This is a genomic window from Actinomadura chokoriensis (assembly GCF_039529475.1).
Taxonomy (GTDB): Bacteria; Actinomycetota; Actinomycetes; order Streptosporangiales; family Streptosporangiaceae; genus Spirillospora; species Spirillospora bangladeshensis.
The window spans coordinates 49,764-76,170 of sequence record NZ_BAAAMW010000028.1; the positions used below are offsets into that span (position 1 = coordinate 49,764).

General features: G+C 69.0%; 26 protein-coding genes, 2 tRNA genes and 1 pseudogene. 15 read left to right on the top strand and 14 right to left on the bottom strand.

Annotated elements, in window-relative coordinates; all coding sequences use genetic code 11:
- Positions 1-39 precede the first annotated feature (39 nt).
- Complete coding sequence (locus tag ABFX46_RS37365; RefSeq protein WP_346048725.1) at positions 40-2,592, bottom strand: Tex family protein; 2,553 nt, start codon at positions 2,590-2,592, stop codon at positions 40-42.
- 263 nt (positions 2,593-2,855) lie between these two features.
- On the opposite strand from ABFX46_RS37365, the gene ABFX46_RS37370 reads away from it, so the two are divergent.
- A complete protein-coding gene (locus ABFX46_RS37370) occupies positions 2,856-4,163 on the top strand; it encodes a sensor histidine kinase (RefSeq protein ID WP_346048726.1) in 1,308 nt (435 codons plus the stop codon).
- Positions 4,115-4,759, top strand: coding sequence for a LuxR C-terminal-related transcriptional regulator (locus tag ABFX46_RS37375; RefSeq protein ID WP_131939927.1), 645 nt, complete (start codon positions 4,115-4,117; stop codon positions 4,757-4,759). Before ABFX46_RS37370 ends, ABFX46_RS37375 begins: the two co-directional genes overlap by 49 nt.
- 75 nt (positions 4,760-4,834) lie before the next feature.
- Here ABFX46_RS37375 and ABFX46_RS37380 read toward each other — a convergent pair whose 3' ends face one another.
- Positions 4,835-5,251, bottom strand: coding sequence for a cupin domain-containing protein (locus ABFX46_RS37380; protein ID WP_346048727.1), 417 nt, complete (start codon positions 5,249-5,251; stop codon positions 4,835-4,837).
- Positions 5,252-5,312: 61 nt separating this feature from the next.
- On the opposite strand from ABFX46_RS37380, the gene ABFX46_RS37385 reads away from it, so the two are divergent.
- Complete coding sequence (locus tag ABFX46_RS37385; protein WP_346048728.1) at positions 5,313-5,798, top strand: MarR family winged helix-turn-helix transcriptional regulator; 486 nt, start codon at positions 5,313-5,315, stop codon at positions 5,796-5,798.
- A 206-nt stretch (positions 5,799-6,004) separates the two neighbouring features.
- Positions 6,005-7,837, top strand: a complete 1,833-nt coding sequence (locus ABFX46_RS37390; protein WP_346048729.1) for a glycosyl hydrolase family 18 protein — start codon at positions 6,005-6,007, stop codon at positions 7,835-7,837.
- A gap of 134 nt (positions 7,838-7,971) precedes the next feature.
- Here the strand turns inward: ABFX46_RS37390 and ABFX46_RS37395 are convergent, their stop codons facing one another.
- Positions 7,972-8,871: an SDR family NAD(P)-dependent oxidoreductase gene (locus ABFX46_RS37395; protein ID WP_346048730.1), complete on the bottom strand. Its 900-nt coding sequence runs from the start codon at positions 8,869-8,871 to the stop codon at positions 7,972-7,974.
- An 82-nt stretch (positions 8,872-8,953) separates the two neighbouring features.
- Here ABFX46_RS37395 and ABFX46_RS37400 point away from each other — a divergent pair, with 82 nt between their 5' ends.
- On the top strand, positions 8,954-9,568 hold the full coding sequence (locus ABFX46_RS37400; protein ID WP_346048731.1) for a TetR/AcrR family transcriptional regulator: 615 nt from the start codon (positions 8,954-8,956) through the stop codon (positions 9,566-9,568).
- Complete coding sequence (locus ABFX46_RS37405) at positions 9,565-10,251, top strand: HAD family hydrolase (RefSeq protein ID WP_346048732.1); 687 nt, start codon at positions 9,565-9,567, stop codon at positions 10,249-10,251. Before ABFX46_RS37400 ends, ABFX46_RS37405 begins: the two co-directional genes overlap by 4 nt.
- A 52-nt stretch (positions 10,252-10,303) precedes the next feature.
- On the opposite strand, the gene ABFX46_RS37410 is transcribed toward ABFX46_RS37405, so the two are convergent.
- Positions 10,304-10,885, bottom strand: a complete 582-nt coding sequence (locus ABFX46_RS37410; protein WP_346048733.1) for a YceI family protein — start codon at positions 10,883-10,885, stop codon at positions 10,304-10,306.
- Between the two features lie 122 nt (positions 10,886-11,007).
- On the opposite strand from ABFX46_RS37410, the gene ABFX46_RS37415 reads away from it, so the two are divergent.
- The gene (locus ABFX46_RS37415) at positions 11,008-11,385 is read left to right on the top strand and encodes a winged helix-turn-helix transcriptional regulator (protein ID WP_346048734.1); all 378 of its coding nucleotides are present in this window, start codon (positions 11,008-11,010) and stop codon (positions 11,383-11,385) included.
- On the opposite strand, the gene ABFX46_RS37420 is transcribed toward ABFX46_RS37415, so the two are convergent.
- On the bottom strand, positions 11,372-11,815 hold the full coding sequence (locus ABFX46_RS37420; protein WP_346048735.1) for a hypothetical protein: 444 nt from the start codon (positions 11,813-11,815) through the stop codon (positions 11,372-11,374). The genes ABFX46_RS37415 and ABFX46_RS37420 overlap by 14 nt on opposite strands.
- A 204-nt stretch (positions 11,816-12,019) precedes the next feature.
- On the opposite strand from ABFX46_RS37420, the gene alaS reads away from it, so the two are divergent.
- Complete coding sequence (alaS, locus tag ABFX46_RS37425; RefSeq protein WP_346048736.1) at positions 12,020-14,608, top strand: alanine--tRNA ligase; 2,589 nt, start codon at positions 12,020-12,022, stop codon at positions 14,606-14,608.
- A gap of 38 nt (positions 14,609-14,646) precedes the next feature.
- On the opposite strand, the gene ABFX46_RS37430 is transcribed toward alaS, so the two are convergent.
- Positions 14,647-14,720 (bottom strand) — tRNA-Pro (locus ABFX46_RS37430).
- Between the two features lie 144 nt (positions 14,721-14,864).
- On the opposite strand from ABFX46_RS37430, the gene ABFX46_RS37435 reads away from it, so the two are divergent.
- Positions 14,865-14,935, top strand: a tRNA-Gly gene (locus ABFX46_RS37435).
- Positions 14,936-15,177: 242 nt separating this feature from the next.
- Here the strand turns inward: ABFX46_RS37435 and ABFX46_RS37440 are convergent.
- The 6 genes from ABFX46_RS37440 to ABFX46_RS37465 all read right to left on the bottom strand — a co-directional run bounded on the left by ABFX46_RS37440 (position 15,178) and on the right by ABFX46_RS37465 (position 20,324).
- Complete coding sequence (locus tag ABFX46_RS37440; RefSeq protein WP_346048737.1) at positions 15,178-15,375, bottom strand: helix-turn-helix domain-containing protein; 198 nt, start codon at positions 15,373-15,375, stop codon at positions 15,178-15,180.
- A 12-nt stretch (positions 15,376-15,387) separates the two neighbouring features.
- Positions 15,388-15,927 (bottom strand): hypothetical protein, encoded by a 540-nt coding sequence (locus tag ABFX46_RS37445; RefSeq protein WP_163055819.1) that lies wholly within the window; start codon positions 15,925-15,927, stop codon positions 15,388-15,390.
- A 194-nt stretch (positions 15,928-16,121) separates the two neighbouring features.
- Complete coding sequence (locus ABFX46_RS37450) at positions 16,122-17,669, bottom strand: relaxase/mobilization nuclease domain-containing protein (protein ID WP_346048738.1); 1,548 nt, start codon at positions 17,667-17,669, stop codon at positions 16,122-16,124.
- The gene (locus ABFX46_RS37455) at positions 17,666-17,914 is read right to left on the bottom strand and encodes a plasmid mobilization relaxosome protein MobC (RefSeq protein WP_346048739.1); all 249 of its coding nucleotides are present in this window, start codon (positions 17,912-17,914) and stop codon (positions 17,666-17,668) included. The genes ABFX46_RS37450 and ABFX46_RS37455 overlap by 4 nt, the downstream gene beginning before the upstream one ends.
- A gap of 603 nt (positions 17,915-18,517) precedes the next feature.
- Entirely contained in the window at positions 18,518-19,102 is a 585-nt protein-coding gene (locus ABFX46_RS37460; RefSeq protein WP_346048740.1) for an HD domain-containing protein, read from the bottom strand.
- A 13-nt stretch (positions 19,103-19,115) separates the two neighbouring features.
- Positions 19,116-20,324: a helix-turn-helix domain-containing protein gene (locus ABFX46_RS37465; RefSeq protein WP_346048741.1), complete on the bottom strand. Its 1,209-nt coding sequence runs from the start codon at positions 20,322-20,324 to the stop codon at positions 19,116-19,118.
- A gap of 350 nt (positions 20,325-20,674) precedes the next feature.
- Here ABFX46_RS37465 and ABFX46_RS37470 point away from each other — a divergent pair, with 350 nt between their 5' ends.
- From ABFX46_RS37470 to ABFX46_RS37490, 5 genes are all read left to right on the top strand, one after another.
- Positions 20,675-21,001, top strand: a complete 327-nt coding sequence (locus ABFX46_RS37470; protein WP_346048742.1) for a hypothetical protein — start codon at positions 20,675-20,677, stop codon at positions 20,999-21,001.
- Positions 20,998-21,249 (top strand): hypothetical protein, encoded by a 252-nt coding sequence (locus tag ABFX46_RS37475; protein WP_346048743.1) that lies wholly within the window; start codon positions 20,998-21,000, stop codon positions 21,247-21,249. Before ABFX46_RS37470 ends, ABFX46_RS37475 begins: the two co-directional genes overlap by 4 nt.
- A gap of 506 nt (positions 21,250-21,755) precedes the next feature.
- Entirely contained in the window at positions 21,756-21,920 is a 165-nt protein-coding gene (locus ABFX46_RS37480) for a hypothetical protein (protein WP_346048744.1), read from the top strand.
- 9 nt (positions 21,921-21,929) lie between these two features.
- Positions 21,930-22,229 (top strand): glycine-rich domain-containing protein, encoded by a 300-nt coding sequence (locus ABFX46_RS37485; RefSeq protein WP_346048745.1) that lies wholly within the window; start codon positions 21,930-21,932, stop codon positions 22,227-22,229.
- Positions 22,230-22,250: 21 nt separating this feature from the next.
- Positions 22,251-23,069: a phosphotransferase family protein gene (locus tag ABFX46_RS37490; protein ID WP_346048746.1), complete on the top strand. Its 819-nt coding sequence runs from the start codon at positions 22,251-22,253 to the stop codon at positions 23,067-23,069.
- Between the two features lie 177 nt (positions 23,070-23,246).
- On the opposite strand, the gene ABFX46_RS37495 is transcribed toward ABFX46_RS37490, so the two are convergent.
- The gene (locus ABFX46_RS37495; RefSeq protein ID WP_346048747.1) at positions 23,247-24,119 is read right to left on the bottom strand and encodes a hypothetical protein; all 873 of its coding nucleotides are present in this window, start codon (positions 24,117-24,119) and stop codon (positions 23,247-23,249) included.
- 169 nt (positions 24,120-24,288) lie between these two features.
- Positions 24,289-25,737, bottom strand: coding sequence for a tyrosine-type recombinase/integrase (locus tag ABFX46_RS37500; RefSeq protein ID WP_346048748.1), 1,449 nt, complete (start codon positions 25,735-25,737; stop codon positions 24,289-24,291).
- Between the two features lie 275 nt (positions 25,738-26,012).
- On the opposite strand from ABFX46_RS37500, the pseudogene ABFX46_RS37505 reads away from it, so the two are divergent.
- Positions 26,013-26,216 (top strand): annotated as a pseudogene (locus tag ABFX46_RS37505) (IS5/IS1182 family transposase); the annotation flags it as partial.
- Positions 26,217-26,407 lie beyond the last annotated feature (191 nt).

A 26,407-nucleotide genomic window follows, 5' to 3' on the forward strand; every position in this document is an offset into this window, starting at 1 on the left:
GAGCCCCGGCCCCTCGGTGAGGCCGGGGCTCGCCGCGTCTCAGCGCCCCTTGCGGTCGTTGCGGTCGTTGCCGGGGAGGCCCTTGTCCAGGCCGGCCCGGCGGAGGGCGTCGGCCATCGCGCCGCCGCCTCCCTGCCCGCCGCGCGGCTGACCACCCCGGGGCTGACCACCCCGGGGCTGACCACCGCGGGCCTGGCCACCGCGGGCCTGCCCACCACCGGGCTGGCCGCCACGGCCGCCGCCGCGCTGGTTCTGGCCGCGTCCCTGCCCCTGTCCCTGCCCGGCCCGGTTCTGGCCGCCGCGGTTCTGGCCGTCGCGCTGCTCGCCGCGCCTGCCGCCGCCCTGCCTGCCGCCGCCGGCCTTGCCGCCGCCGGGCTCGTCGTCCAGGCGGAGCGTGAGCGAGATGCGCTTGCGCTGCAGGTCGACGTCCAGCACTTTCACGCGGACGATGTCGCCGGGCTTGGCGACGTCCCGCGGGTCTTCAACGAACTTGTCGGACATGGCGGAGATGTGCACCAGCCCGTCCTGGTGGACGCCGACGTCCACGAACGCGCCGAACGCGGCGACGTTGGTGACGACGCCCTCCAGCAGCATCCCCGGTTCGAGGTCGGCGATCTTGTCGACGCCCTCCTTGAACGTCGCCGTCTTGAACGCCGGGCGCGGGTCGCGGCCCGGCTTCTCCAGCTCGGCGAGGATGTCGGTGACCGTCGGCAGGCCGAAGGTCTCGTCGACGAACTCGGCGGGCTTCAGCGAGCGCAGCACCGCCGTGTTGCCGATGAGGCCCTTGATGTCGTCGCCGGCGGCGTCCAGGATCCGGCGGACGACCGGGTAGGACTCCGGATGCACGCTGGAGGCGTCCAGCGGGTCGTCGCCGCCGGGGATGCGCAGGAAGCCGGCGCACTGCTCGAACGCCTTGGGGCCGAGCCGCGGGACGTCCTTCAGCCCGGTGCGGCTGCGGAACGGCCCGTTGGCGTCGCGGTGCGCGACGATGTTCTCCGCGAGCCCCTCGCCGATACCGGACACGCGGGTGAGCAGCGGCGCGGACGCGGTGTTGACGTCCACCCCGACGGCGTTCACGCAGTCCTCGACGACGGCGTCCAGGGAGCGCGACAGCTTCACCTCGGAGATGTCGTGCTGGTACTGGCCGACGCCGATCGACTTGGGGTCGATCTTGACCAGCTCGGCGAGCGGGTCCTGGAGGCGGCGGGCGATGGAGACGGCGCCGCGCAGCGAGACGTCCATGCCGGGCAGCTCGCGGCCGGCGTACTCCGACGCCGAGTACACCGACGCGCCCGCCTCCGACACCATGATCTTGGTGAGCTTGAGGTCCGGGTGCCGGGCGATCAGGTCGGCGGCGAGCTTGTCGGTCTCCCGGGACGCCGTGCCGTTCCCGATGGAGACGAGGTCGACCTTGTGCTCGCGGGCGAGCTCGGCGAGCGTCTCGATCGACTGGTCCCACTGGCGGCGCGGCTCGTGCGGGTAGATCGTGTCGGTCGCGACGACCTTGCCGGTGGCGTCCACGACGGCGACCTTCACGCCGGTGCGCAGGCCCGGGTCGAGGCCCATCGTCGCGCGGGTGCCGGCGGGCGCGGCGAGCAGCAGGTCGCGCAGGTTCGCGGCGAACACGCGGACCGCCTCGTCCTCGGCCTCCTGCCGCAGCCGGGTGCGCAGGTCGATGCCGAGGTGGACGAGGATCCGGGTGCGCCAGGCCCAGCGGACGGCGTCCGACAGCCACTTGTCGGCCGGACGCCCCTGGTCGGCGATCTGGAACCGGCGCGCGATCTCCGCCTCGTAGGAGCTGCGCGCGGCGGAGTCGTCGGCCTCCTCGGGCTCGAGGTCGAGGTCGAGGACCTCCTCCTTCTCGCCGCGGAACAGCGCGAGGACGCGGTGCGAGGGCAGCTTCGCGAACGGCTCGGCGAACTCGAAGTAGTCGGAGAACTTGGCGCCGCTCTCCTCCTTGCCCTCACGGACGCGGGAGACCATCCGGCCCCGGTTCCACATGCGCTCGCGCAGCGAGCCGATGAGGTCGGCGTCCTCGGCGAACCGCTCGACGAGGATGGCGCGGGCGCCCTCCAGCGCGGCGGCCGCGTCCGCGACGCCCTTCTCGGCGTCGACGTAGGCGGCGGCCTCGGCCTGCGGGTCGCGGGACGGGTCGTCCAGCAGCAGCCCGGCGAGCGGTTCGAGGCCGGCCTCGCGGGCGATCTGCGCCTTGGTGCGCCGCTTCGGCTTGTACGGGAGGTAGATGTCCTCCAGCCGGGCCTTGGAGTCGGCCGTCATGATCTGGGCGCGCAGCTCGTCGGTGAGCTTGCCCTGCGACTCGACCGACTCCAGGATCGCGGCGCGGCGCTCGTCCAGCTCGCGCAGGTAGCGCAGCCGCTCCTCCAGCGCGCGGAGCTGCGCGTCGTCGAGCGTTCCGGTCGCCTCCTTGCGGTAGCGGGCGATGAACGGGACGGTCGCCCCGCCGTCGAGCAGGTCGACCGCGACCTGCACCTGCCCCTCGCGGACGCCGATCTCCTCGGCGATGCGCTGGGTGATGGACGGCGTGGACGGCCCGTTCTGGCCGGCGGACGTCTGGCTGATGGTCGCTGTCACAGCTTGGATTCGCTTTCTCCCCTGGGTGTCGCCTGTGCATTGTCCAGGGAACGGGGCCGGTTGTCTTGTCACCGCTCGAATGACGGACCGGTCGGAGGCCGGCCGTCCCGCTCACTCCGCCAGAGGGTAGGGCTAACTCCCCCATGATCCGCCCCCTTCGGGGGCTTAGCTCCACTGGGCCGAGGAGGTGCCCGGCGACACAATGGAGGCGGGGAGGCCGCCGCGGCGGCCTCCCCGTGACATCGGGACACCTTGGAGGACGGGTGAACGGCAGGAATCGCCCCATCGGCCGGCTGGGCGGGCTCGCGCGCGGAACGCTGCTCAACGTCCTGCGCTCCGTGGCGCAGATCGTCCTGGCCTTCGCGGTGAACCTTCCGCTGTTCATCCTCGCGGTGCTGTCGATCGCCTTCATCCCGCTGGGCGTGGGCATCGTGCTGGCGCCGCCGGTGCTGCTGGCGATCCGCGCGGTGGCGAACCTGCAGCGGACCCTGGCCGCGGACTGGCACGGCGTGCCGATCCCGGAGCCGTACCGGCCGGAACCGGCCGGGGCGTCCGGTCCGATCGGGCGCTTGACGTGGGTGCTCGGTGACCCGGCCACATGGCGGGACCTGCTGTGGTCGCTGCTGAACGTCCCGGTCGCGCTCGTCTTCGGGGTGCTGGCCGGCGGCCTGACCGTGTACGGGCTGGAGGGCGTCCTCGTGGCGTGGTGGGTCGCGCTGCTGGCGGACTACGGCTGGGGCCCGTTCTGGATGATCGGCGACTTCGGCGCGGTCGGGTTCGCGGGGACGGCCGTCGGCGGCGCCGTGCTGCTGGTGCTCTCGCTGCCGGGCGGCGGAGCGCTGCTGAGGGCGCACGCGCTGTTCGGCCGGTCGCTGCTCGCGCCGACGCGGTCCGCGCTGGCCGCGCGGGTGCAGCAGCTCACCGAGACCCGGTCGGACACGGTGGACGCGTCGGCGGCCGAGCTGCGCCGCATCGAGCGGGACCTGCACGACGGCGCGCAGGCCCGGCTGGTCGCGCTGAGCATGAACATCGGGCTCGCCGAGGAGATGATGAAGCACGACCCGGAGGCCGCGCAGCAGCTCCTCGCGGAGGCGCGCGAGGCCAGCGGGACGGCGCTGACGGAGCTGCGCGACCTGGTGCGCGGCATCCACCCGCCGGTGCTGGCCGAGCGCGGCCTGGACGGGGCCGTGCGGGCGCTCGCGCTGACCCTGCCGCTGCCGGTGGACGTCCGCATCGAGCTGCCGGGCCGCGCGGACGCCCCGGTCGAGTCGGCGGCGTACTTCGCGGTCGCGGAGATGCTCGCCAACGTCGTCAAGCACTCGGCCGCGCGGCGGGCCTGGATCCAGATCGAGCACTCGGCCGGCCGCCTGCTTATGATCGTCGGGGACGACGGGACGGGCGGCGCCGACCCCGGCGCGGGCGGCGGGATGCGCGGCATCGAGCGCAGGCTGGCGGCCTTCGACGGGACGATGGCGGTGACGAGCCCGCCCGGCGGGCCGACCGTCGTGACCATGGAGCTGCCGTGCGCGTTGTCATCGCCGAAGATCTCGCCCTCCTCCGGGACGGGCTGATACGCCTGCTCGGCGCGTTCGGCTTCGAGGTCGTCGAGGCGGTGGACAACGGGCCGTCGCTGCTGCGGGCCCTGACCGCGCACCGGCCGGACGTCGCGGTGGTGGACGTCCGGCTGCCGCCGACGTTCACCGACGAGGGGCTGAAGGCCGCGCTGGAGGCCCGCAAGGAGATCCCCGGCCTGCCGGTGCTGGTGCTGTCGCAGCATGTGGAGCAGCTGTACGCGCGGGAGCTGCTGTCCGACAGCCGGGGCGGCATCGGCTACCTGCTGAAGGACCGCGTGTCCGACGTGAAGGTCTTCGTCGAGGCGGTGCGCCGGGTCGCGGACGGCGGCACCGCGCTCGACCCGGACGTGGTGTCCCAGCTGCTCACCCGGCACGCCCGCGAGGAGCCGCTGCAGCGGCTGACGCCCCGCGAGCGCGAGGTGCTCGGGCTGATGGCGGAGGGCCGCTCGAACGCGGCCATCGCCGGGAAGCTGTTCGTCACCGAGAAGGCGATCAGCAAGCACACCAACAGCATCTTCGGCAAGCTCGGGCTGCCGCCGTCCGAGGACGACAACCGGCGGGTGCTGGCCGTGCTCGCCTACCTCGGCGCCTGACCCACCGCCCCGTCATGTCACCGCGCGGTCATGTCACTGCCGGGTCATGTCACCGCGCGGGTCATGTCACCCGGGTCACTTCGCCCACGGCGGGACGAGCCGCTCGTCGCCCTGGGGTGCGATCGCGCACTTGGTGTCGTCCACGACCTGGTCGGGGTCGTAGACGAGGCAGCCGGCGTGGGCGGCGACGACCGCGGTGAACCCGGTGCCGCCGGACGTGATCTGGCGCCGCACGTCGGCCGGGAGGACGACGGTGTCGCCGCCGCCCGCCTCCAGCGTGCGTCCGTCCAGGTCGATGGTCGCGGCGCCGTCGAGGAACGTCCACACCTGCTCGGTGTCGAACGCGTGCAGCGGGCCGGTCGAGCCGGGCAGCATGTCGACGTGCCAGACGGCGATGCCCTCGGTGCCGCCCTGGGTGGGCGTCGCGAGCGTGGTCATCGCGCCGTTCGGCGTCTCGGTGCGGCGGCGTTCGGCGGTGCGGATGAGCGTCATGAGCCCCGATCCCCTAAGTTGGACAATGTGGTTGTCCATATAGTCAATGAGGTTGTCTTTCATGTCAAGTGACGGCGGACGCCCGGACGCGCCCGGCTTCGAACTCCCGCTGCGCCTGTTCCTGGCCTTCCGCGTGATCGTCGACGAGCTGCACGCCGAACTGGCGCGCGAGGGCCATCCCGAACTGCGCCCCATGCACGGGTTCGTCTTCCAGGCCATCGGCCCGGACGGCACGACGGCCGTGGAGCTGGGCCGCCGGCTCGGGGTGTCCAAGCAGGCCGCGGGCAAGATGGTCGAGTCGCTGGAGCGGGCCGGCTACGTCGAGCGCGGCGCCGACCCCCGGGACGCCCGGCGCAAGATCGTCCGGCTGACCGCGCGCGGGGCGGACTCGCTCGTCCGGTCCGCGGAGATCTTCGACCGGATCCGGGACGACTGGGTCGGCGCGCTGGGCGCCGACCGCGTCCGGGCCCTGGAGGACGACCTGCGCCGCATGACGCCCGCCGACCTCTGGCGCCTCGACATGCCCGGCTGGTTCGGGACGGCCTGAACCGCCGGCCCGCAACTTTCTCGCCCGGCCGGTGACCGTACGGGTGCAGGCAGTCGCTTAGACCACCCGAGGCGCCGGCCGCGGTCTCGCCGCAGGCCCTTGAACGCGCCGTGCCGCCCGGTTACCATCCTCCCAATTCTTAGGAAACTTTCCTAAGAATTGAGCGGGGATTCCTGTTTGCTCGGGGGCCGAACGAACGGAGAATCATGTCAAGACCGGGCGGACGGCGGGCCATCGCGCTCGCCGGCGCAGCGACACTGGCGGTGGCCACCGCCCTGCTCACGGCGCCCCCGGCGTCGTCGGCGGGGACCGTCACCGCGACCTGTAAGAAGGGCTCCGACTGGGGCACCGGCTTCGACGGCACCTGCACCATCACCAACGGGACCGGGACGGCCGTCAACGGCTGGAAGCTCGAGGCGGACATGCCGTCCGGAACGTCCGTCGGGAACGTGTGGAACGCGACGAAGACCGTCTCAGGGAACCACTACACCTTCACGAACGCGGGCTGGAACGGGACGATCGCGGCCGGCGCCAGCACCAGCTTCGGGTTCGGCGGAAGCGGCTCCGGCTGGTTCACGAACTGCACGATCAACGGCGCGTCCTGCGACGGCTCGGGCACCCCCGGCGACGACACGCAGGCTCCCACGGCCCCGTCCGGGCTCCGGTCCACCGGCAAGACCGCCACGAGCGTGACGCTGGCCTGGAACGCGTCGACCGACAACGTCGGCGTCACCGGCTACGACGTCTACAACGGCGGCACCAAGGCCGCGTCGACGACCGGAACCAGCGCCAGCATCGGCGGGCTGTCGCCCCAGACCGCCTACAGCTTCACCGTCAAGGCCAAGGACGCCGCCGGGAACACCTCCCCCGCGTCGGCCTCCGTGTCGGTCACCACCGACGAGAGCGGCGGCGGCAACCCCGGCGGCGGTGACAAGGTCGTCGGCTACTTCGTCGACTGGGGCGTCTACCAGCGCAACTACCACGTCAAGAACATCGAGACGAGCGGGTCCGCCGACAAGCTGACGCACATCAACTACGCGTTCGGCAACGTCACCGGCGGCAAGTGCGCGGTCGGCGACGCCTACGCCGACTACGACAAGGCCTACACCGCCGACCAGAGCGTCGACGGCGTCGCCGACACCTGGGACCAGCCGCTGCGCGGCAACTTCAACCAGCTGCGCAAGCTGAAGAAGCTGCACCCGGACCTGAAGGTGCTGTGGTCGTTCGGCGGCTGGACCTGGTCCGGCGGCTTCGGCCAGGCCGCGCAGAACCCGGCCGCATTCGCCGAGTCCTGCTACAACCTGGTCGAGGACCCGCGCTGGGCGGACGTGTTCGACGGCATCGACATCGACTGGGAGTACCCGAACGCCTGCGGCCTGTCCTGCGACAGCAGCGGGCCGGACGCGTTCCGGAAGCTGATGTCGGCGCTGCGCGCCAAGTTCGGGTCGGGCAACCTCGTGACGGCCGCGATCACCGCCGACGCCAGCGACGGCGGCAAGATGGACGTGACCGACTACGCGGGCGCCGCCCAGTACGTCGACTGGTACAACCCGATGACGTACGACTACTTCGGCGCCTGGGACAAGCAGGGGCCGACGGCGCCGCACTCGCCGCTCACGTCCTACCCGGGCATCCCGCACGCCGGGTTCAACTCGACCGACACCATCGCCAAGCTCAAGGGGATGGGGATCCCGGCGAACAAGCTGCTGCTCGGCATCGGCTTCTACGGCCGCGGCTGGACGGGCGTCACCCAGTCCGAGCCGGGCGGCACCGCGACCGGGCCCGCGCCCGGCACCTACGAGGCCGGCATCGAGGACTACAAGGTCCTCAAGGGCAAGTGCCCCGCCACCGGCACCGTCGCCGGCACCGCCTACGCCAAGTGCGGCAGCGAGTGGTGGAGCTACGACACCCCGTCCACCATCCGCGGGAAGATGGCCTTCGCCAAGGACCAGGGCCTCGGCGGCGCCTTCTTCTGGGAGCTCACCGGTGACACCGCGAACGGCGAGCTGATCAGCGCCATGCGCGGCGGACTCGGCTGAGCCGACCGCAGAGCCGTCTCGGCCGAGCTGTTCGCAGAAGGGGTACTCCCAGCCCCTCAGACGGCCGAGACATCGGGCCCCTGACCCAACGGACGCCGGTCAGGGGCCCGCCCCTTTTCTCCCCCGGGGTGGTTTCAGGCGAGGGACTGGGCGCCGTCCACCGTGAGGACCTCGCCGCTCATGTAGGGGTTGGCCATCAGGAACAGGGCGGCGGAGGCGGCCTCCTCGGCCGTCCCGAACCGTCCGAGCGGGGTGCCGGCGCCCGCCTCGGCGATCGCCGCGTCGCCCTCCGCGCCGGCCGCTCCGCGGCTGCGCAGCAGGGGCGTGTCGATGGCGCCGTACCGGATCGCGTTGGCCCGGACGCGGACCGGCGCCAGCTCGACGGCCAGCGCGCGGGCGAGCGTCTCGACGGCCCCGGCCGCCGAGACCGGCGCCGCCATCCCCGGCCGCGGACGCGCCACGAGGACGCCCGAGGTGAGCGTGAACGAGCCGCCGGGTTCCATGCGCGGGACGGCAATTCGCACAATGCCGAGGACCGCCTCAACCGGGGCCGCGACGGCGGTGCGCGCGGCGTCCGGGGCGAGCTCGGTGACGGGGCCGATCCCGGAGGGGTAGCCGGCCGTCATCAGGACGTGGTCAACGGAGCCGGCGCGCTCGAAGACCTCCTTCATCGCATCGCCGTCGGTGACGTCGGCGGACATCGCACGCACATCGGCCTGGGTCTCGGCCGCGCCGGGGAACGCGGCTGGCACGTCGGAGTGAGCACCGACGCCAGGGCGGACGGCTGCCGCGTCGCGCTGGGCGGGTGCCGTCTCGGGGCGGGGAGCGGCGGCGGACACGCGGGCGAGGGCGGAGTCCAGCCGGTCCTTGTCGCGGCCGACGAGCAGGACGCGCGCGCCGACCGAGGCGAGGAGCTCGGCGGCGGCCAGGCCGATGCCCGAGCTGCCGCCGAGGATCACCGCCGTCCGTCCGGCGAGGCTCCACGGGAGCGGTGAGCGGACGGGGACGGGTGCGGGTGCGGCGGTGGCGGCCATGAGTCCTCCTAAATAAACCATCTGGTTGTTTTACATTGGACCCGCGGCCGGCGAAAAGTCAACCGGATGGTTTAATTTCGGCATGAGCTACGACGCCGAGGCGACCCGCCGGCGGATCTTCGAGGCCGCCACCGCCGAGTTCGCCGCGCGCGGGCTCGCGGGCGCCCGGATCGAGCGCATCGCCACCGAGGCGCGGGCCAACAAGCAGGCCATCTACCTGTACTTCGGCGGCAAGGAGAAGCTGTTCGGCGCCGTGGTGCGGGCCGCGATGGAGGAGATCGGGAAGACGACCGAGATCGATCCCGCCCGCCTGACCGAATCCGTGGGCCGGCTCTTCGACTGGTACCGGGAGCATCCGGAGCTGATCAGGCTGCTGCTCTGGGAGGCCCTGGAGACGCCGGGCCCGGTCCAGGGCGAGGACGAGCGGCGCGAGGCGTTCCGGCGCAAGGCCGACCGCTTCGCCGGCGCCAACGGAGGTCCCGCGGAGCCGGGCGGCGGGTCGCCGGAGGTCCGGGACCTGATGTTCACCGTCTTCGGCCTCATCGCCTGGAGCTTCGCCGTCCCGCAGCTGCGGCGGCTGATCCTGGACGAGGACGACGAGGCCGCCGCCCTGGCGCGCCGCCGCGCGGCCGTTCTGGAGGCCGCCCGCGTCCTCGCCGAAGCGCACCGGTCCGGCCCGGCGGAGGGCGCACGATGATCACCGCGGTGCTGTTCGACCTCGACGGGACGCTGCTCGACCACGAGGCGGCCGCGGGCGAGGCGGTCGTCCGGCTGTTCCCGGACGTGGACGAGGCGTGGCTCGTCCGGCGCTGGTACGAGCTGACCGAGGAGGCCGTCGACCGGTACCTGGCGGGCGAGCTGGACTTCACCGCCCAGCGCCGCGACCGGATCCTCCGGCTCGCCCCCGAGCTCGGGCTCGGCGAGTGGGACGAGGCCCGCGCCGATGCGTGGCTCGCCCGGTACGTGGCGCTGTACGAGGCGGCGTGGCGTCCGTTCCCCGAGGCGCGGCGCGTCCTGGACGCCCTGGCGGCGCGCGGCCTGCGGCTCGGGGTGATCACGAACGGGGACGCCGTCCAGCAGCGCAGGAAGATCGACGCGATCGGCCTGGCGGACGTCCTGCCGTACGTCGTGGCGTCCAGCGAGGCGGGCTCCGCCAAGCCGGACGCCGGGATCTTCCGGACGGCCTGTGCGGGCCTCGGCGTGCCGCCGGACGGGGCCGCCTACGTCGGCGACCTGCTCGTCACCGACGCCCAGGGGGCCGCGGCGGCGGGCCTGGCGGGCATCTGGCTCGACCGCTCCGATGCTCCCGCCCCAGAGGAACTGACCCTCCCGCGCATCACGACGCTGGAGGCGCTCCCCCGGCTGCTCGCGGAACGCTGACCCCGAGCCCGCGCGGGCGGCCCGTGAACCCGCGCAGGCCGCGGCCGGGCGGTCAGTCGGTGCGGAGTGCCGCCTGGATCTCCAGGACGATCTGGACCTTCTCCCCCAACCCGAGCCCGCCGCCGCCCGGGACCTTGGTGGTGTCGCCGACCCCGAACTCCAGCCGGCTGATCTCGCCCGTCGCGGTGAACCCGGCGCGGGCGCCCTTGAACGGGTCGTCCTCCCGGAACGGGTCGGGGCCGAACCCGCCGATCTCCAGCTTCAGCGGGACGGGCCTGGTCAGGCCCCGCAGCGTCAGCTCGCCGTCCAGGACGAAGTCGCCGCCGTCGGGACGCAGGCCGGTGGACCGGTAGCTCATCGTGGGGTACGTCGCGACGTCCAGGTAGTCGGCGGACCTGACGTGCTCGTCGCGCTTGGCGATGCCGGTGTCGATCGAGGCGAGGTCGATGGTCGCCGTCACGGACGAGTCGAGGGGGTCGTCGCCGGTCACGATCGTCCCCTCGACGGTCCCGAACCGGCCGCGGACCTTGCTGACCATCAGGTGCCGGATCGTGAAGCCGATGTCGGAGTGGAGGGGGTCGATGGTCCAGGTCCCAGCGACGTAACCGGGGACCTCGACAAGCTCGGCCGTCATGGTGTCTCCTTGGGTTATGAATGGTAAGGCGGTTCCGATCGGTAACCACCTCCATCGTGCGGAGACCCCCGGGGTCGGCACAAGAAGGCACTTTTTTCTGCCCTGGTCACCTGGAGATAACCATGGAGCACACGCCGGCGGGATGCCGGGCCCGCGAGATCCTCGACCGGGTCGGCGACAAGTGGTCGCTGCTGGTGATCGCGCTGCTCGGCGAGCGCACCAAGCGGTTCACCGAGTTGAAGCGCGAGATCGACGGCATCAGCCAGCGGATGCTCACCGTGACGCTGCGCGGCCTGGAACGCGACGGCATCGTCACGCGGACCGTGTACCCCGTCGTGCCGCCCCGCGTGGAGTACTCGCTCACACCCATGGGCGCGACATTGATGGACGCGGCCAACACCCTCGTCGCCTGGGCGGAGAGCCATCTGAGCGACATCGACGCCGCGCGCGCCGACTACGACACCCGGGCCCGCGCGGAGGAGCCCGTTAAGACGTCATGAGGTCCGCGTCGCAGAAGACGCAGACGTAGTACTCGTCTTTCACGACGTTGAGTTCGGCGCAGTCGGGGCAATGCCGAAAGACGAATGTGGTCGTGAAGCCGTCCGGCCTTTGCAGCCCGGCGCGATCAAGCGCATCGGCGACCGCCGGCCAGCATTCTTCTCCCGGGCAGTATCCGGTGGACTGGTTGCTGACCTCGGTGACGGCCGCCCCCTGGAAGGTGATTTCGCCTGCGGCCAGAACGGCTTCTCCCCCGGCGCAGGCGACGTGTTCGCTGCGGCGCGGCGCTATGCGCAGCGTGCCGTCAAGGGCGACGACATAGGTGAACGGCTCGTCCTGCGGACGGCCTTCCAGGTCCGCAGGCGACCTGACGGGTTCGCCCGGCCTTCCCGCTTGTTCGAGCAGTTCGGCAGGCCCCACATAGACGTACACGCCGCCACCGTAGGGCGGGGTGCCCGTGCGGGGCGACGGGAAATTCGTGTGCCGCCGCGCCGAGCACCGAGGTAGCTTGGGCGGTGATGGTCATTCACGAGGTGGGACGGCGAGCTAGCCGCGCCGAGCTGGGGAACGAGCAGTCGTGCCCGGCCCGGCTCGGCGGTGTGCGCCGTCATCCCATCGACCTCGTGAGGCCGTTCCATGCGCTCTTCTGACATCCGCGCGACCTTTCTCGACTTCTTCCGCGAGCGCGACCACCGCGTCGTGCCGTCCAGCCCGCTGGTGCCGTCCGATCCGACGCTCCTGCTGACGAACGCGGGCATGAACCAGTTCAAGCCGTACTTCCTCGGCGAGACCGAACCGGAGCACTCCCGGGCGGTCTCCGTGCAGAAGTGCGCGCGCACGTCCGACATCGAGAACGTGGGCCGCACCACACGGCACGCGACGTTCTTCGAAATGCTCGGCAACTTCTCCTTCGGCGACTACTTCAAGGCGGAGGCGATCGCCTGGGCGTGGGAATTGTTCACGCGCCACTACGACCTCGACCCGGAGCGCCTCTGGGTCACCGTGTTCCGGGACGACGACGAGGCAGTGGACCTGTGGCGGGGCGCAGGCGTCCCGTCCGAACGGATCCAGCGGCTCGGAATGGAGGACAACTACTGGTCGATGGGCATACCGGGCCCGTGCGGACCGTCCTCCGAACTGCACTACGACCGAGGCCCGTCCTTCGGACGCGAGGGCGGCCCGGCGGTCGACGGCGAGCGCTACCAGGAACTGTGGAACCTCGTCTTCATGCAGAACCTCCGCGGTGAGGGCCAGAGCAAGGACGACTACCCGATCCTGGGCGAACTCCCGGCGCGCAACATCGACACGGGACTCGGTCTCGACCGCCTGGCGGCGATTTTGCAGGACGTGGACACGGTCTGCGAAACCGATCTGCTCTTCCCGACGCTCTCCCTCGTCCAGGAAATGGCGGGCCGCCCCTACCCCGGCCGCGACGGAAGCGACGACTCGACCTCATTCCGCGTGGTCACGGAACACGCCCGCTCGATCGCGTTCCTCATCGCCGACGGCGTGATGCCGTCCCGCGACGGCCGCGGCTACGTCCTGCGCCGCCTGACGCGCCGCGCGATCCGCCACGCGCGCCGCCTCGGCATCGACCGGGCGCTGCCGGACCTGACGTCCAGCGTGATCGACACCCTGGGCGAGACCTGGCCGGAGCTGTCCGAGCACTCCTCCCTCATTCACCAGGTCGTCACGGCGGAGGAAGAGGGCTTCGACCGGACGCTGCGCCAGGGCTCCCGCCTCCTCGACACGGCGATCACCCGGGCGACCTCGGTCATCTCCGGCCGCACCGCGTTCGAACTGCACGACACCTACGGCTTCCCGATCGACCTGACCATCGACGCGGCACGCTCGGCGGGCCTCACCGTCGACGAGGACGAGTTCGCACAGCTCCTCGAAGCCCAACGCCGCCAAGCGCACCAGGCGAACCGCGACAAGAAGGGCAACGCGGTCTCCCGCCAGGAGCTCTACCGCCGCATCACAGCCGAACACGGGCGAACCGACTTCGTCGGCTACTCAGCCCAAACAGCGGAAACATGCATCATCGCCGTCCTCCCCCACGCCGAACAGGGGCTGGTCGACGTGATCCTCTCCCGCACCCCCTTCTACGCGGAGTCGGGCGGCCAGGTAGGCGACAAAGGGCGCCTCCACACCTCCGCAGCCACGGCACAGGTCCTCGACACCCGCCTGGGCTTGGACGGCCTGCACGTCCACACTGTCCGCATACTGGACGGCGAACTACGTCCGGGCGACGACGCAGAGGCAGTTGTCGACGCGCCCCACCGCGCCGCGACCGCCCGCTCGCACAGCGCCACCCACGTCCTCCACGCCATGCTGCGCCGCGTCCTAGGCGACCACGCGACCCAACGCGGCTCCCGCGTCGAGCCCGGCCGCCTGCGCTTCGACTTCACGCACCACTCCCCCGTCGAAACGCCCCCGCTGCAAACCCTGATCAACGACTACCTGCTCGACGACCCCGACGTCCGCGTCTGGGAGGCGACCCGAGCGGAAGCAGAGAGGGCCGGCGCACTGGCACTGTTCGGCGAGAAGTACTCAGACACCGTCCGCATAGTGGACATCGGCGACGCGTCCCGCGAACTCTGCGGCGGCACCCACGTGGGCCACGGCTCACAAGCGGGCCCCGTCCACATCATCGGCGAATCGTCCATCGGCGCCGGCCTCCGCCGCATCGAGGCCCTGACCGGCGCCGACGCGCTACGCCACTACGACCACCAGAGCACCGTCCTCCACGAACTGGCGGCGCTCCTGAACGTCCACCCAGACCAGGCCCCCGACCGCCTACGCCAACGCCTGCAAACGCTCACAGAAGCCCAAAACCACCTAGAGAAGCTCCACCAAGCAGAACTCAAAGAACAAACACAACACCTACGATCCCTGACCGAACAACTCCCTCACGGCTGGCTGGCAACGAACCTCATCCCCAGCGCAACAAGCGCAGACCTACGCACCGTCGCCACCGACGCCCTCACCCCGGACGGCATCGTGATCCTGGGCACCGACCACAACGGCAAGGCGTCCCTCATAGCAACAACGGGCGCGAACACCGGCATCCGGGCACGCGACCTGCTGACCGAAGCCGCCCGAGAACTGGGCGGCGGCGCAGGCGGCAAGGGCCCCATCGCCCAAGCGGGCAGCGGGCGCCCCGAGAACCTGCCGAAGGCCCTCGCCATGGCCGCGTCGAAGGCCCGCGACCTCCTCAAATGACCACGGCCGGGCGCACCGCGCCCGGCCGTTCCGTCTTGTCGGGCTGGCGGGATTTGAACCCACGACCCCTGGCACCCAAAGCCAGTGCGCTACCAAACTGCGCTACAGCCCGCAGACCGCGATGACGGGGAGAAGTCTAGTGCCGATCACACCCGCCCGCTGCGCCCAGCGCGCAACCCACCCGCCGACCCCGTCCACCCCGCGAACCCTGTACGCTACGGGATGGCGATCGAGACCACCCGGCCTCCATCCGCCCGCGGGCGTAGCTCAATGGTAGAGCCCCAGTCTTCCAAACTGGCTACGCGGGTTCGATTCCCGTCGCCCGCTCTCCCATTTCCCCAGGTCAGAGCCCTGCGGGCCGATCTTGAAAGCCCCTCCCAAGATCATTTGTCACCCATTTGTCACTGGGATCGGGCACGCCTGAGCACCATCCTGGTTCATCTGCAGACCTTCACGATCATGGCCTGGCGACACCCGGCAAAGATCACCACAGGCACGGACCCGGCACCCTCAACGCCGAAGGCCCGGCCCTCCAACGGAGAACCGGACCTTCGCTCGCTGGACGTCCGCTAGCTCGGCTCGATGCCGAGAAGCCGGCGGAGGTCGACCGTCACGACGCGGTAGCTGGCGCCGATGCGGATGACCTTGCAGGGGAACTCGCCTCGGCGGGCGAGCTGGTAGGCGCGTGTGCGTCCGAGCCCGATGGCGCGGGCGGCAGTCTCGACGCTGATGGTGGTGGGGAGGGCGAGGAGCTCATCCTGGCTCATCTGCTTCACGGCTCAGGCCCCCTTCCGGAAGATGCCGAACCATCTCGCCCGTAGCCCTCGGCAATCCGGAGGCGTCACCCGTGGCGCGTCTCTTCGGATCGGGGCCGTGGGAGCCGGTTCGGTGGCAGTGCCGCCGAGTGGTAGTGCGCTGGTTGCGGGCGGCGATCCTGTGCCGTGAACGTGGTTGATCGCGCTTCGGGCCTGGTTGATGGCTTCGCCGCATCCGGCGCCCAGGTGGCGGGCGTGGAGGATGGCGCGGCCGAAGTCGTCGAGTGCCCCGTCGAGGCTCCCGCCGTGGTCACGGACGAGGCGTCCGTCCGCGTGCTGGTGCGCGAGGAAGCGTTCGAGGTGGAGTAGAAGTTGGTCGAGCTCGGTGGCGGCTGTGTGGGCGGCGTCCAGCACCGTGAAGGCGGTCGCGGGTCCGGCAAGGCCGCCCGGTTCTTCCACTGCCCGCTTCAGCGAGTGGACGGCGCTTTCCAGATCCTCGGCGAGCTGTTCGGTCTCGTGGTCGACCTGGGCGTTACGGCTGGTCGCGCTGGCGTTGGAGGTCATGAGTGCACTCCCTGGGGTGCAGGCCCTCCGTGGGAGGGCCAGAGCTGTTCGTGGACATGGCCCGTCCTTCCTGTGAGGAGCGGCAGATAGATGCTCTGCCGCTTCATGACGTTGTTTACGCTCGGTGATTGTGCCTGTGCCTCGATCTTGACTCCAGCACTCCAGAGGCACCGGCGAGTCTCGCCCTCGGCAGGTCAGCGCCTGGGCGCGCCGCTACGACGCTGGGGCGCCTGAGGTGGACGAGCAGAGGATGCGGCGGTCGAGCCCAGTCCTTCGACCAGCGGTACGGGGAAGGCTTCGGCTGCGAGCCTCGCCATCGCCCGCCCCTCGTCGAGGGTTTCCGCGAGGCGTGGCGGCACCGGTGCGGTCGGCCCAGTCACCGTTCGTCGGACGGCGTGTAGCCGCCCTGCGGCCTGGCGTGCGGCATCGGCTTGGGCGAGGCGTTGCTGGGCCAGGCGGTGCTCGGCCGTCGCTTCGATGAGATCGGCGAGGTTGGCGATGAGGAACAGCAGGTCGACGGTGAGGTTCCTTTTGTGCTCGCGTCGATCTCCCCAATGAACGTTAGTGATTGCGAGTGTGCGCGCTACCACGCGCAGGGCAGTTCCGTACGGGGTGACCGGTGGCGGGCGGCCGAACGGTTCTCGGGCGGCGCGGTCGTAGAAGTCGGCAGCCTTGGCCAGTTTGCGGTTGCCGGTGATGTCTGCAGTGACGTGCAGGACATCAGAGGCCGCCACTGCCAGATCGGCACGGACACCAGGATCGCGGAACTCGCGCATTTGCCAAGCCGCCGTACCGGCCGCTTGAGCGGCCTCCCGATAGGCGGCGGTCTGCAACCGGTGGTCGGCCGACGGACCCGGGGCCCACCGGCGCGAGGGGGCAGCGGGCTGACGGATTGCGCCGTCGTTCCACCGGAGGCGCAGCTTGGGCAAGGTGAGGTCATCGGCGAGCTTGCCGCCGGAGAAGAAGACCGGCGCCCCCTCCGAGATGGTGTATTCGGGCAAGGCAACGGCGTATCCCGTCACCTCGCCGGGCGTGCGGACGCTGAATCTCAGCCGGACCGTCAGCGCGCGTTCGCGCAGGCCAGCGAAGAACGCGTCTCCGCTGTCGGACGAGGCAGCGACCGCGGCCACCTGCCGACGCAACGCGGTACGAGGAGGCTCCTCCAACCCGGCGCGTTCGGTCCGTTCCATCTCAGCACGTGTGGGGCGGGGCGCCGCCGTCCGATCCGCGGGCGCGGTACGGCACAGCCCGTACCGTTCCTCGACGACCTGGCACGCCTGCCGCGCCTTCAGGTGGTCGCGGGTGATGTTCGGCCGCCGGCCGTCCTCTCGAGCGAGCGTGGCCACGACGTGGATGTGATCGTCGGCGTGCCGCACGGCGATCCACCGGCACGCCTCCGGATCTCCGCGTGGTGCGATGCCGGTCTGGTGCACCAACTCCTCGGCGACGTCGGCCCACTCCTCATCGGTCAGAGCCCGGTCTGTGGGGGCCGTCCGCAACGAGCACTGCCAGACCGGTCCCGCGGGCCGGCTTCGCCGCATCGTGTCCAGCGGAGACCGCAGCGCCTCGCCCAGCGGCCGAAGGTCGCGCTTGCCGTCCGCGCGTTTCGCTGGTTCCAGTGCGGCCGGGTGCCGGTATCTGGCGACGAGGTGGGGGTTGGCGTGCTCGTTGCGCTTGCCCGGCCCGTACAAGTACCGCAGCGGGTTCCCGACATCCGCGCCGCGCGTGACCTTGGCGATCACGGCAGCCGCCTGCCGAGTTCGACGATGACGGCTTCGGCCCGCCGCACCACCTGAAAGCAGTACGCCGCCAACCACGCCACCGACTCCGGAACCTCGTTGTAGGCATTGGCATGGCGCACGAGCTGGTTGAGGTTGACCCCGACCGCATTCACCTGACGGCTGGCATTCCGCAGCTCGGCATGCAACGCGACGAGCGCCCCGTCCACCGGCCGCTGCTCGCGGATCGCAGTACGAACCGTCTTCACGACGAAGGCAGCTACATGCGAGCCCGGCTCGCGTCGCCGCGTCGTGGAACTCTTCGTACTCCTGGTCGCAGACGCGGATTCTCAGTTCCCGATCTCGCCGCCGCCCTCCACCGAGCTTCGCTCGCCGCTGCAGTGGCTCCGACCCGGAGCTGCCTCGTTTGGATGTCGTCATGCACCTCCGCTCCTGGCTTTGAGGGACCGCGCTCGGTCCCCTGCCTGGCCAGTGTCGTCTTCCGAGCGGAAGTTATCCACAACAGGTAGCGCTCTACCAGCTATCTTGCATCCCGCACTGAGCTGATGATGCATCGGTTCGCGAAGGTCGACTCGTATCAATTGACGAGCCATTCTGACGCTTACTGTCGGGCGGTATCGCATCCTTCAGCTTGCTAACGAATTCCTCGCTATCCGGTCCGCGCAGCAAGAACAGGAATCGCCGAGAACGTCTCCGGTGTGAGAATCGGCCAGTCGATCCGATGAGGGAGGGCTTCAGCCCTCACAGGCTGCGAGGAGGAGGGGCAGCCACGCCGGTCCTCCCGCTGACGACCTTCCCAGCTTCGGCCAAGCCGCAGATGTCGGCCAGGGACCCTAGGGACGAGGACGCCTCTACGCGTCCTCGTCGCCGTTCAACGCTCGCATGAACCACTCGAGAGAGCCGGTCTTCTGCGCCTCCTCGGCGAGTCGCTTGGCGGACGCGGTCTGGAGCTGGGCGAGTGAGCTTTCTACCCACGGTTGGGTGTTCTGATTGCCGTGCTCTCGGTACTCGATGGCCTGAATGAGGCACTCGAGCTTGTCCGCGTCACGGGCGCACATCGCCTCGGCGCTGGCCTTGCCTTCGTACTCCGCGACGACGCCCGTGATCATGGCGGTGACCACCTCCGGCAAACCGCGGGTCTGACGCTCGGTGACCTGCTCGTTGGACGCCTTCTTCACGTACGGCTTGGCCACGTAGGGGATGTCGGTGAGGCGCGTCTCCTGGCTGTCATGAAAGAGGCTGAGCAGTGCAGCACGCTCGGGGTTGGCCCCCTCCATCGCAGCCAGGACGCTCGCGATGATCGCCGTACGGAGCGAGTGATCAGCGATGCTCTCGGGATCGTTCACGCCCGCTACAAGCCACCCGGTGCGCTTGTAGCGCTTGAGAAGCCCGATCTCGTACAGGAACCCCGCCAGCCGCTCCGTCTCGTTCGCCATGCTCACCCTTCTCTCAACGCCCGTCCGCGATACGTAGACCGTAGAGGACCTCTTCCAACTCCCGTCGCGACTGGACGGAGACTGCCGCTTCGTCCAGGACCCGCGCTGCCCGTTCCTTCAACCGACCGAGCGTGCCGGGCTCGTCATGGACGATAGCGGGGCGGTGCTGAAGAAGCGCCCAGACCGTATGAGCGACGACATCGATGTAGACGTTCTTCGGCTCCAGCTTGCCCACCAGATGAGCAAGCAGCTTCGTGCCTCTCCAGGACCGAGTGGGCAACTCGACCATGAACGTGTCGGCTGTCTGTGGCTCGGCGATCTCCCCCAGCCAGTACGCCCAGTAGTTGAGGTTGGCCGTCTCGCACCTGTCGGTCTTCATCGCTTGGCCGATGAACGCTTGAAGCGCCTCGCGGTCCCCCTTACGAGCAAGGGAGTGCGCTCCGGACCGCACAACAGCCCAGGACAGCGACCAGTCGGCAGAACGTTGAGACCTGCGCTCCTCCTGGCGCTGCATTCCCGCCAACCATTCCGCCGTCTCTACGGAATCATCGAAGCTCGCGACGTAATGTGCTTGCCTACGAAGCAGCATCCCGTCGACAGTGCTGACATCGGCTCTCTCTGCGGCGCTCCTAAGGTGCTCGAAGAAGTGAGCCCGCTCGTCTACCGCCAAGCGTGGCCCGCTCGAAACCGGACCGCGACGGGAAGATCTACGTGGGACATCGTCCAAGAAGGACGGCCGCTGACCGGACACCGCCCATGAGGTCATGTCAGTGAACGGCCGCGTGATCACCCACGCGGAGAGCGGATGCTCATCCGGCGGAACCTTCACTGGTGCGGTATTCAAGACCTGCGCGAGGAAGTGATCAGCCTCAAGCGCCGGTTCGAGTTGAGCGAGCAAGTTCGGCTGCGCCCCGAGTCGTAGCAATCGTGCACGAATCGCCAGAAAACTCCCCGTGGGCACGGCGATGAGAGGCCGCCGCCCAGACTCCCAGCCCTGCACAGTCGTGAGGTCGACTCCAAGGTCTTCGGCCAGTCCGTCCTGAGTGAATCCGATCGACTCGCGGATGACCTTGAGAAGGTAGCCCGAAATACGACCTTCGCGGGGGCCGCTGTTGAAACCCCGACTGCCAGTCAGGGTTTCTCGTCCACCTGGCGCCATGAGTCCACTACCGCCGTCCGTACTCGTACTCGCCGTCAGTTCATCGGCATCAATCAACGCCATAGCGTTAAGAAAAGCTTAACCGAAGATCACTATTCACGCCTCTAGGTAAGAGGGGCTCGTAATGTCAACGGATACATCGAAAGCGCTAGAGACGCGCTGGTTGCGCGTCTGGGCGCTCACCCAGACGCTCAAGTCCCACGGCTATGCGGTAGAGGTGGCCGAGTCTGAGCCCTTGCTTGCGATCCCTGCCGCCTTCTCCTCCCCGGTGTTGGTCCGATGCGACCTGCGCACGAACTGCGGTGGTGAGCTGTGGTTCTGGTTCTCCGATGGTGGTGCCATCGCACCGGCCGATGACGCACACCTGCACGAGGTGGTCGTAGCTGTCAAGGGAAAGCTCGCTGGGCGGGCCCATGGGTAACTCCTCGCCCGACCCGGTGACCTGGCACCGGCGAGCCGCGAGGGCCTGGTGGGCGTTCGTCCCCATGTCGGACGGACATGGGTTGCTGGTGACGGCCAACCCTCGTGAGCTGCGCGAAGCCACCGGGGATATAGCGGCCTGGCAGCGCTCTCAACGCAAGTTCCTGCTCGTCCGTCCCGCCGATGACTGCATGAGGACCAACATCGAGGCCGCCCTGGTCGAGGGACTCACCGCCCAGCACGCGTGCGTCCCGAACTCCTCAGGCGGCAGGCAGACCACCACCGGCAGCGACCTCATTTCGGAGGTGGCCACACCATGAACCCCACTGGCTACCCACAGCACCTCCCCGCCGACGAGCTGCGAACCGCAACCAGCCGGATAGCAGCCAAGTCGATCCGCGATGCCGAACTCGGCCGGCTCGCCCGCCAATACGGAGGGATCGTCTGGTGGGGGCACTACACCCGCGCATGGTGGGTCATGGTCCCCGGCCCCCGCCAGGTCCTGGACGCCCCCACCTTGGTGGCGCTCGAAGGACAGATCATCCGCACGCTGGGACTCATGCGATGACCAGCGGGAACCAGGCGTCGCGGATCAACCTCAGATTGCCGCTCCGGCTAGAGGGCGATGTGCGGCAGGGCGCGGCGGCCTTCACCCCTCGGAAGCCGCCGCGCCCCCACACCAACAACGCGATACACAGCACAGCCAGCCCCAGCGGGCCACACCGCTCCCGTTATCACGCGCCCACCGCGCACACCTCGAACAGGAGACGTCGTGTCGCCTGATCCCGACAATGCGCGAGACCTAGCCAGTGCACTGGGCTCCTACCGCCGACTCATGGAACAGGAAGTCGTCCCCGAGTCGCAGTACTACCTGCTCAGTAGGCGTGAGGCCCCCGAGCGGATCGAGTACCTCGGCAACGTCATCGAACGCGCTGCCGCCCGCACCGTAAGCCAGGAGCTGCTCGCGGCGGGACGGCACCCCTGGAGCTTGCCCCGCCCTAAAGCCCTCCTGCCCAGGCAACAGACGCGCGCCTGGGCCGAGAGAACCAACCACAACGCGCGTCGGAGGTGCACATGACTCTCGCTCTCGACCTGGCCGTCGCGGCCAAAGATCCACGCGGTCTCGTCACACCCGAACTGTTCGACCAGATGGTGGACGACGTGGTGGCCTTCGACAAGGTCACCCGCCCCTACGCCGAGCGCGGCGTCGAGCAGTTCCTGGTCTTCATGAAGGCGTGAAGAGACACCATGACCGAAGTCGGCGGCGACTCCCGCGCCTGGGTGAAGTTCGCGCCCTCGCCCGCCGTCGACAAGATCTGGCACCGCTCCATGATGCGTACTCGCACCTTCGCGGCCGTGTGCGAGATGGTCGCGGGCCGGTTCATGCATCACCTGCCGATCATGGACGAGGACATCCGGTCCGGGCAGGCGTCCGAGCGCGGCCTGGCGGCGATGCGCGCCACCGGGTACCGCGTCGATCTGGAATGGTGGATGGACGGCGAGTCCTGCTGCCCGGAGAACTGCGCGCAGCCACCGATGCACGCCTGACACCACCACGGGGATTGATCCATGCGCAGCCACTGGTCCGACCTGCCGCCCGAGGTGATCAGCGCGGTCACGGCGCGCACCGGCCCCATCCGACGGGTCGAGCCCGCGCCCGCCGGCAACCACGCCGACATCGCCGCGACCATCCACACCGCGGACGGCCGGCTTTTCGTCAAGGCCGCACGCAAGACCGCGCCGGACACCGACGGCCCGGAAGTCAGGTCGCTGCGCTGGGAAGCCGCGATCAACCCCCACGTCACCGAGTACGCCCCCCGCCTCCACTGGACCGTGGAGGCGGGCGGGTGGCTCGTTCTCGCCTTCGAGTACGTCCAGGCCCGGCACGCCGACTACACCCCCGGCTCACCCGACCTGAACACCCTCACCAAGATCATCGGCAGGCTGCAGGCACGCCCGCTCCCCGACGTGCTGGAACGCAAACGGGTCGAGCGCCGCTGGGAATCGATGGGCGACATGACCCCACTGGCCGGCAACACACTGCTGCACGCCGACCTCAACCCCGCCAACGTCCTCCTCGGCGACAACGACACCGCCTACGTCGTGGACTGGACCTTCGCCGGACGCGGCGCCGCCTTCCTCGAGATAGCACTCCTCATCCCCTGGCTACTCAAAGCCGGCCACACCCCAACCGAAGCCGAACACTGGGCCTCACAGTTCCCCGCCTGGACGACCACCGCCCCAGCCACCATCGACCTGTTCGCCCGCGCCTTCGCCGACAAATGGCAAGCCAACCTCGCCACCAACTACGAGCCCTGGGCACTCGACCACGCGACCGCCGCACGAAAGTGGGCGACTCACCGCCACTACGACGCTCCGCCCAGCTAGAACAAATCCCGAGAACACAACCGCAATAAGGGTGTGCCGGGCCGTAAAAACGGCGCTCTCGGCTGAGGAGTTAAAGCCCTGCCCCCTCGATGCAAACCACGGGCAGCCCCACCTCACCACGACCTACTCTACACCTGAGGAAATCTCCCCCTCCGGAGCCGCTCCTGATGAAGTTGATCAGACTTCAGGCAGGGCTCTGATCAGGTGGCCAACCCGCATCTGATCTGGTAGAGGCCAGTGTGCATAACGAGGTGCAAACATGCAGTGAAAAGCCCCACACGCGAGAAGGTGTTCAAACGTATCGAGCGGTGATGCCAGGAGCAATCCAAATGACCTGAAAGTTTCACGCTGCTTGAGTATGCCTTTATCCATGGTCATGAACACATGTATGCCCATGCGAGCTGCGGATGTCACCAGTATACGGTCGAACCCTTGAGGAACATTTGTCGCTGCATCTTCTAGGAGGGAGTCCGGGAGAACGAGCAAACCCTCTCTGGAGGGGGAGTCTATCCGGGAGGGTCCACTGCTTACCAGGATTAGGGCTGAAGTGAACTCTCTGAATGCTCGAACTCTCTGAGCTCGCCGCTCGGCCGGAAGTCGCTTTTTGGCGTCCTTGATAGTCCCAGGCAATATAATGAACCTAATGTCCCGCATCACCCACAGTGCGATCAACAGCTGGATTCCTTCTAGTTCCGCATAGTATTCTTCAGGCAGGGATGGGAGTTCACTGCCCTCCCACAAGGCCCGTCCATACTCAAAGTAATCAATGAGTATATTAGTGTCCCAGGCAATGAACAGGGGGCCACGCCCTCGACGTGCGTTAAACAGATTCGTTGAGCTCTCGTACACGAAGTGAGGGCCCTCGGGGATCGGGCCGCTCAATAGTCGATTGCATGCGCCCTTGTCTGCCGGATCAATGAGGGCTGCCCTCAGGCGAGCACCCATAGAGTTGACGATCTGGATGCCCCATCCTTCAAGGCTGCTGTATTCAGCCGTAAGGTCGAAGTAGGCGATCTCGGGGGAGAATCGATATCCACTAGAGGGTTCCACGAATAAGATTATGGCACGGCTGTCAACAAGTTTTTACTCTATGAGAACCGGGCTGGTGATGGCGCTTCAGCGTCCAAGTAAGGTGGGCGGAGACGTTGGAGTAGCTAACCCTGGCCTTTCGGTGCTAACGATGTCGCGCATTCGGTAGGCGACTCAGGCGAGGTCTGGTTCAGGCGGGGCGAACCCTCGGACTCGTTGGGTTCTGAGCAATGAGTTGTTCGGCTATTACGGCTCGGAGTTTAACGATCTTGGCTTTGGCCTCCGCCAGTTCCGTCTCTGTGTCCGGAGTGGGTAGGCCGGTAGGGGTTGTGCGGATCTTGGCGAGGGCCTCGAGTGCGGTTTCGTCGGCGGTGGGGAGGGTGTGGAGGTAGCGCTCGGTGGTGGAGATCTTGCGGTGGCCGAGGCGTTCTTTGACGACCTGGAGGTCGGCGCCGCCGGCTAGGAGCCAGGAGGCGTGGGCGTGGCGGAGGTCGTGGATGCGGGGTGACCATCCGAGGTCGGCGGCGGCTCGGGCCGGGTGCCCGCAGTGGGTTCGGAACCAGTTGGCGGAGATGTGGGGGTCGTCATCGATGACGCGGGGATTGCGGGGGTTGTCCTTGCCCTGGGCACGGCGCTTGGCGCGGTAGGCGGCGTAGGCGGCTCGGCAGTGGCGGCACTTGCACTTGCCGATGTTGTAGCCCGTGGTCGTTCCGTGGGTGTAGGTGCGGCCGTTCGGGGCTTTGAAGGTGAGGGTGTCGGGGTCTAGGAGTTCGAGCTTGGGCGGCTCGTCTCGGCGGCGGCTGAAGAAGAGGTCGTCCGGGGTGAGGTTGTTGGCTTCTACATGGGCCTTGAGTTTGGTGACAATCTGGGGGCTGAGCTTGAAGCGGCGCCAGCGCTTGCCCTTGGGGTAGTCCTTGACCAGGAAGCGGCGGCCTTCGGGGTGGAACTTGGGGACGAGTTCGACGACGGAGCGGCTGACGGTGAGGATGCCGGTGGCGAAGTCGAGGTCCTTGACGCGGAGTTCGGTCAGCTCGCCCCAGCGGAGGCCGCTTTCTATGTCGGTCTCGACCAGGAGCTTGGCGGTCGCGTCCGGGAGCGCCTCGTAGATGCGGGCGAACTGCTCGGCGGTGATGATCTGGCGCGGCTTCTCGGGGACGGGGTCGGTCTTCACGCCGCGGCTCGGGTGGTAGACGAGGACGCCGTCGTTGACCGCGGTCGTGAAGATGGCGTTGAGGATTGCGGTCTTGCAGTACTTGATGCTGTAGGCCGAGGCGCCCTGCTTCTTGAGGTGCGTGATCCACTCGCGGACGGTCTCTGAGGTGATGTCCTGCAGCTTCATGTCGCCGAAGTACGGTATGACGTGGGCCCCGAGCGCGTAGGCGTAGTCCTGGCGAGTCGATGCCTCGATGCGGTGGTTCGGGAACCAGCGTTCCTCTACGTAGGTGCGGAAGGTCTGGCGGGCGCGGCGAGGGTCGCCCGCTTTGCCTTCGGCGATGCGCGACTCGGCTCGTTGCCAGGCTCGGTCGGCCTCCTTGCGGGTGCCGAAGGTGCCGGCCGTCTGGCGGACGCCCCGTGCGTCGTCGTAGAGCGCCTGGTATCGGGTTCCCTCTGGACCCTTGCGCTTGCGTGTGAAACCCATGGCCCCCCGACCAAGATCATCTGTCACTCATTTGTCACTGGATCATGGAAATCCGAGCGATACCGACGAGCACAGGATGGCACACTAAACTGCCTCTGACCTGCAGATTAATGGACTTTCCATGATCATCGAAGGGGTGATCGGCGCCGCTTCCAAACTGGCTACGCGGGTTCGATTCCCGTCGCCCGCTCCACCGTTTCCGCAGGTCAGAGCCTATGTGGCGGCGATCTTGGAGTGACACAAAGATTTTCCATCACTGGTTCTATCGTGTGTCGGTGGACTCGACCGTCAACCGGGCCCATCAGCATGCTGCGGGCGCCCGCCCTGACGTGGGCGGGCGGGTCGAACCGCCGGGAGACGAGCCGGCCGATCATGGGCTGGGGCGCTCGCGCGGTGGCCGGACCACCAAGATCCATCTGGCGTGTGAGCAGGGCTGCAAGCCGATGTCCGTGCTGATCACCGCCGGGCAGTGCGGGGACAGCCCGCAGTTCGTCCCGGCGCTGGGGCTGGTCCGGGTCGCCCGGTCCGGGCGCGGGCGGCCGCGCACCCGCCCGGACCGGGCGCTGGCCGATGGGCCGACCGCGCCCATCTGCGCCGCCGCGGGATCGCGGCCACCATTGCGGTCAAGGCCGATCAGCAGGCCAACCGCGAAGCCAAGGGCTCGGCCGGA

Excerpts from the sequence above, each read along its gene's own strand:
- ABFX46_RS37385 (WP_346048728.1), top strand. The coding sequence starts at position 5,313 with ATGTCAAGTGACGGCGGACGCCCGGACGCGCCCGGCTTCGAACTCCCG.
- ABFX46_RS37445 (WP_163055819.1), bottom strand. The coding sequence starts at position 15,927 with ATGACCTCCAACGCCAGCGCGACCAGCCGTAACGCCCAGGTCGACCAC.
- ABFX46_RS37410 (WP_346048733.1), bottom strand. The coding sequence starts at position 10,885 with ATGACGGCCGAGCTTGTCGAGGTCCCCGGTTACGTCGCTGGGACCTGG.
- ABFX46_RS37380 (WP_346048727.1), bottom strand. The coding sequence starts at position 5,251 with ATGACGCTCATCCGCACCGCCGAACGCCGCCGCACCGAGACGCCGAAC.
- ABFX46_RS37395 (WP_346048730.1), bottom strand. The coding sequence starts at position 8,871 with ATGGCCGCCACCGCCGCACCCGCACCCGTCCCCGTCCGCTCACCGCTC.
- alaS (WP_346048736.1), top strand. The coding sequence starts at position 12,020 with ATGCGCTCTTCTGACATCCGCGCGACCTTTCTCGACTTCTTCCGCGAG.
- ABFX46_RS37390 (WP_346048729.1), top strand. The coding sequence starts at position 6,005 with ATGTCAAGACCGGGCGGACGGCGGGCCATCGCGCTCGCCGGCGCAGCG.
- ABFX46_RS37405 (WP_346048732.1), top strand. The coding sequence starts at position 9,565 with ATGATCACCGCGGTGCTGTTCGACCTCGACGGGACGCTGCTCGACCAC.
- ABFX46_RS37480 (WP_346048744.1), top strand. The coding sequence starts at position 21,756 with ATGACTCTCGCTCTCGACCTGGCCGTCGCGGCCAAAGATCCACGCGGT.
- ABFX46_RS37490 (WP_346048746.1), top strand. The coding sequence starts at position 22,251 with ATGCGCAGCCACTGGTCCGACCTGCCGCCCGAGGTGATCAGCGCGGTC.
- ABFX46_RS37475 (WP_346048743.1), top strand. The coding sequence starts at position 20,998 with ATGAACCCCACTGGCTACCCACAGCACCTCCCCGCCGACGAGCTGCGA.
- ABFX46_RS37460 (WP_346048740.1), bottom strand. The coding sequence starts at position 19,102 with ATGGCGAACGAGACGGAGCGGCTGGCGGGGTTCCTGTACGAGATCGGG.
- ABFX46_RS37440 (WP_346048737.1), bottom strand. The coding sequence starts at position 15,375 with ATGAGCCAGGATGAGCTCCTCGCCCTCCCCACCACCATCAGCGTCGAG.
- ABFX46_RS37500 (WP_346048748.1), bottom strand. The coding sequence starts at position 25,737 with ATGGGTTTCACACGCAAGCGCAAGGGTCCAGAGGGAACCCGATACCAG.
- ABFX46_RS37400 (WP_346048731.1), top strand. The coding sequence starts at position 8,954 with ATGAGCTACGACGCCGAGGCGACCCGCCGGCGGATCTTCGAGGCCGCC.
- ABFX46_RS37465 (WP_346048741.1), bottom strand. The coding sequence starts at position 20,324 with ATGGCGTTGATTGATGCCGATGAACTGACGGCGAGTACGAGTACGGAC.
- ABFX46_RS37415 (WP_346048734.1), top strand. The coding sequence starts at position 11,008 with ATGGAGCACACGCCGGCGGGATGCCGGGCCCGCGAGATCCTCGACCGG.
- ABFX46_RS37470 (WP_346048742.1), top strand. The coding sequence starts at position 20,675 with ATGGGTAACTCCTCGCCCGACCCGGTGACCTGGCACCGGCGAGCCGCG.
- ABFX46_RS37485 (WP_346048745.1), top strand. The coding sequence starts at position 21,930 with ATGACCGAAGTCGGCGGCGACTCCCGCGCCTGGGTGAAGTTCGCGCCC.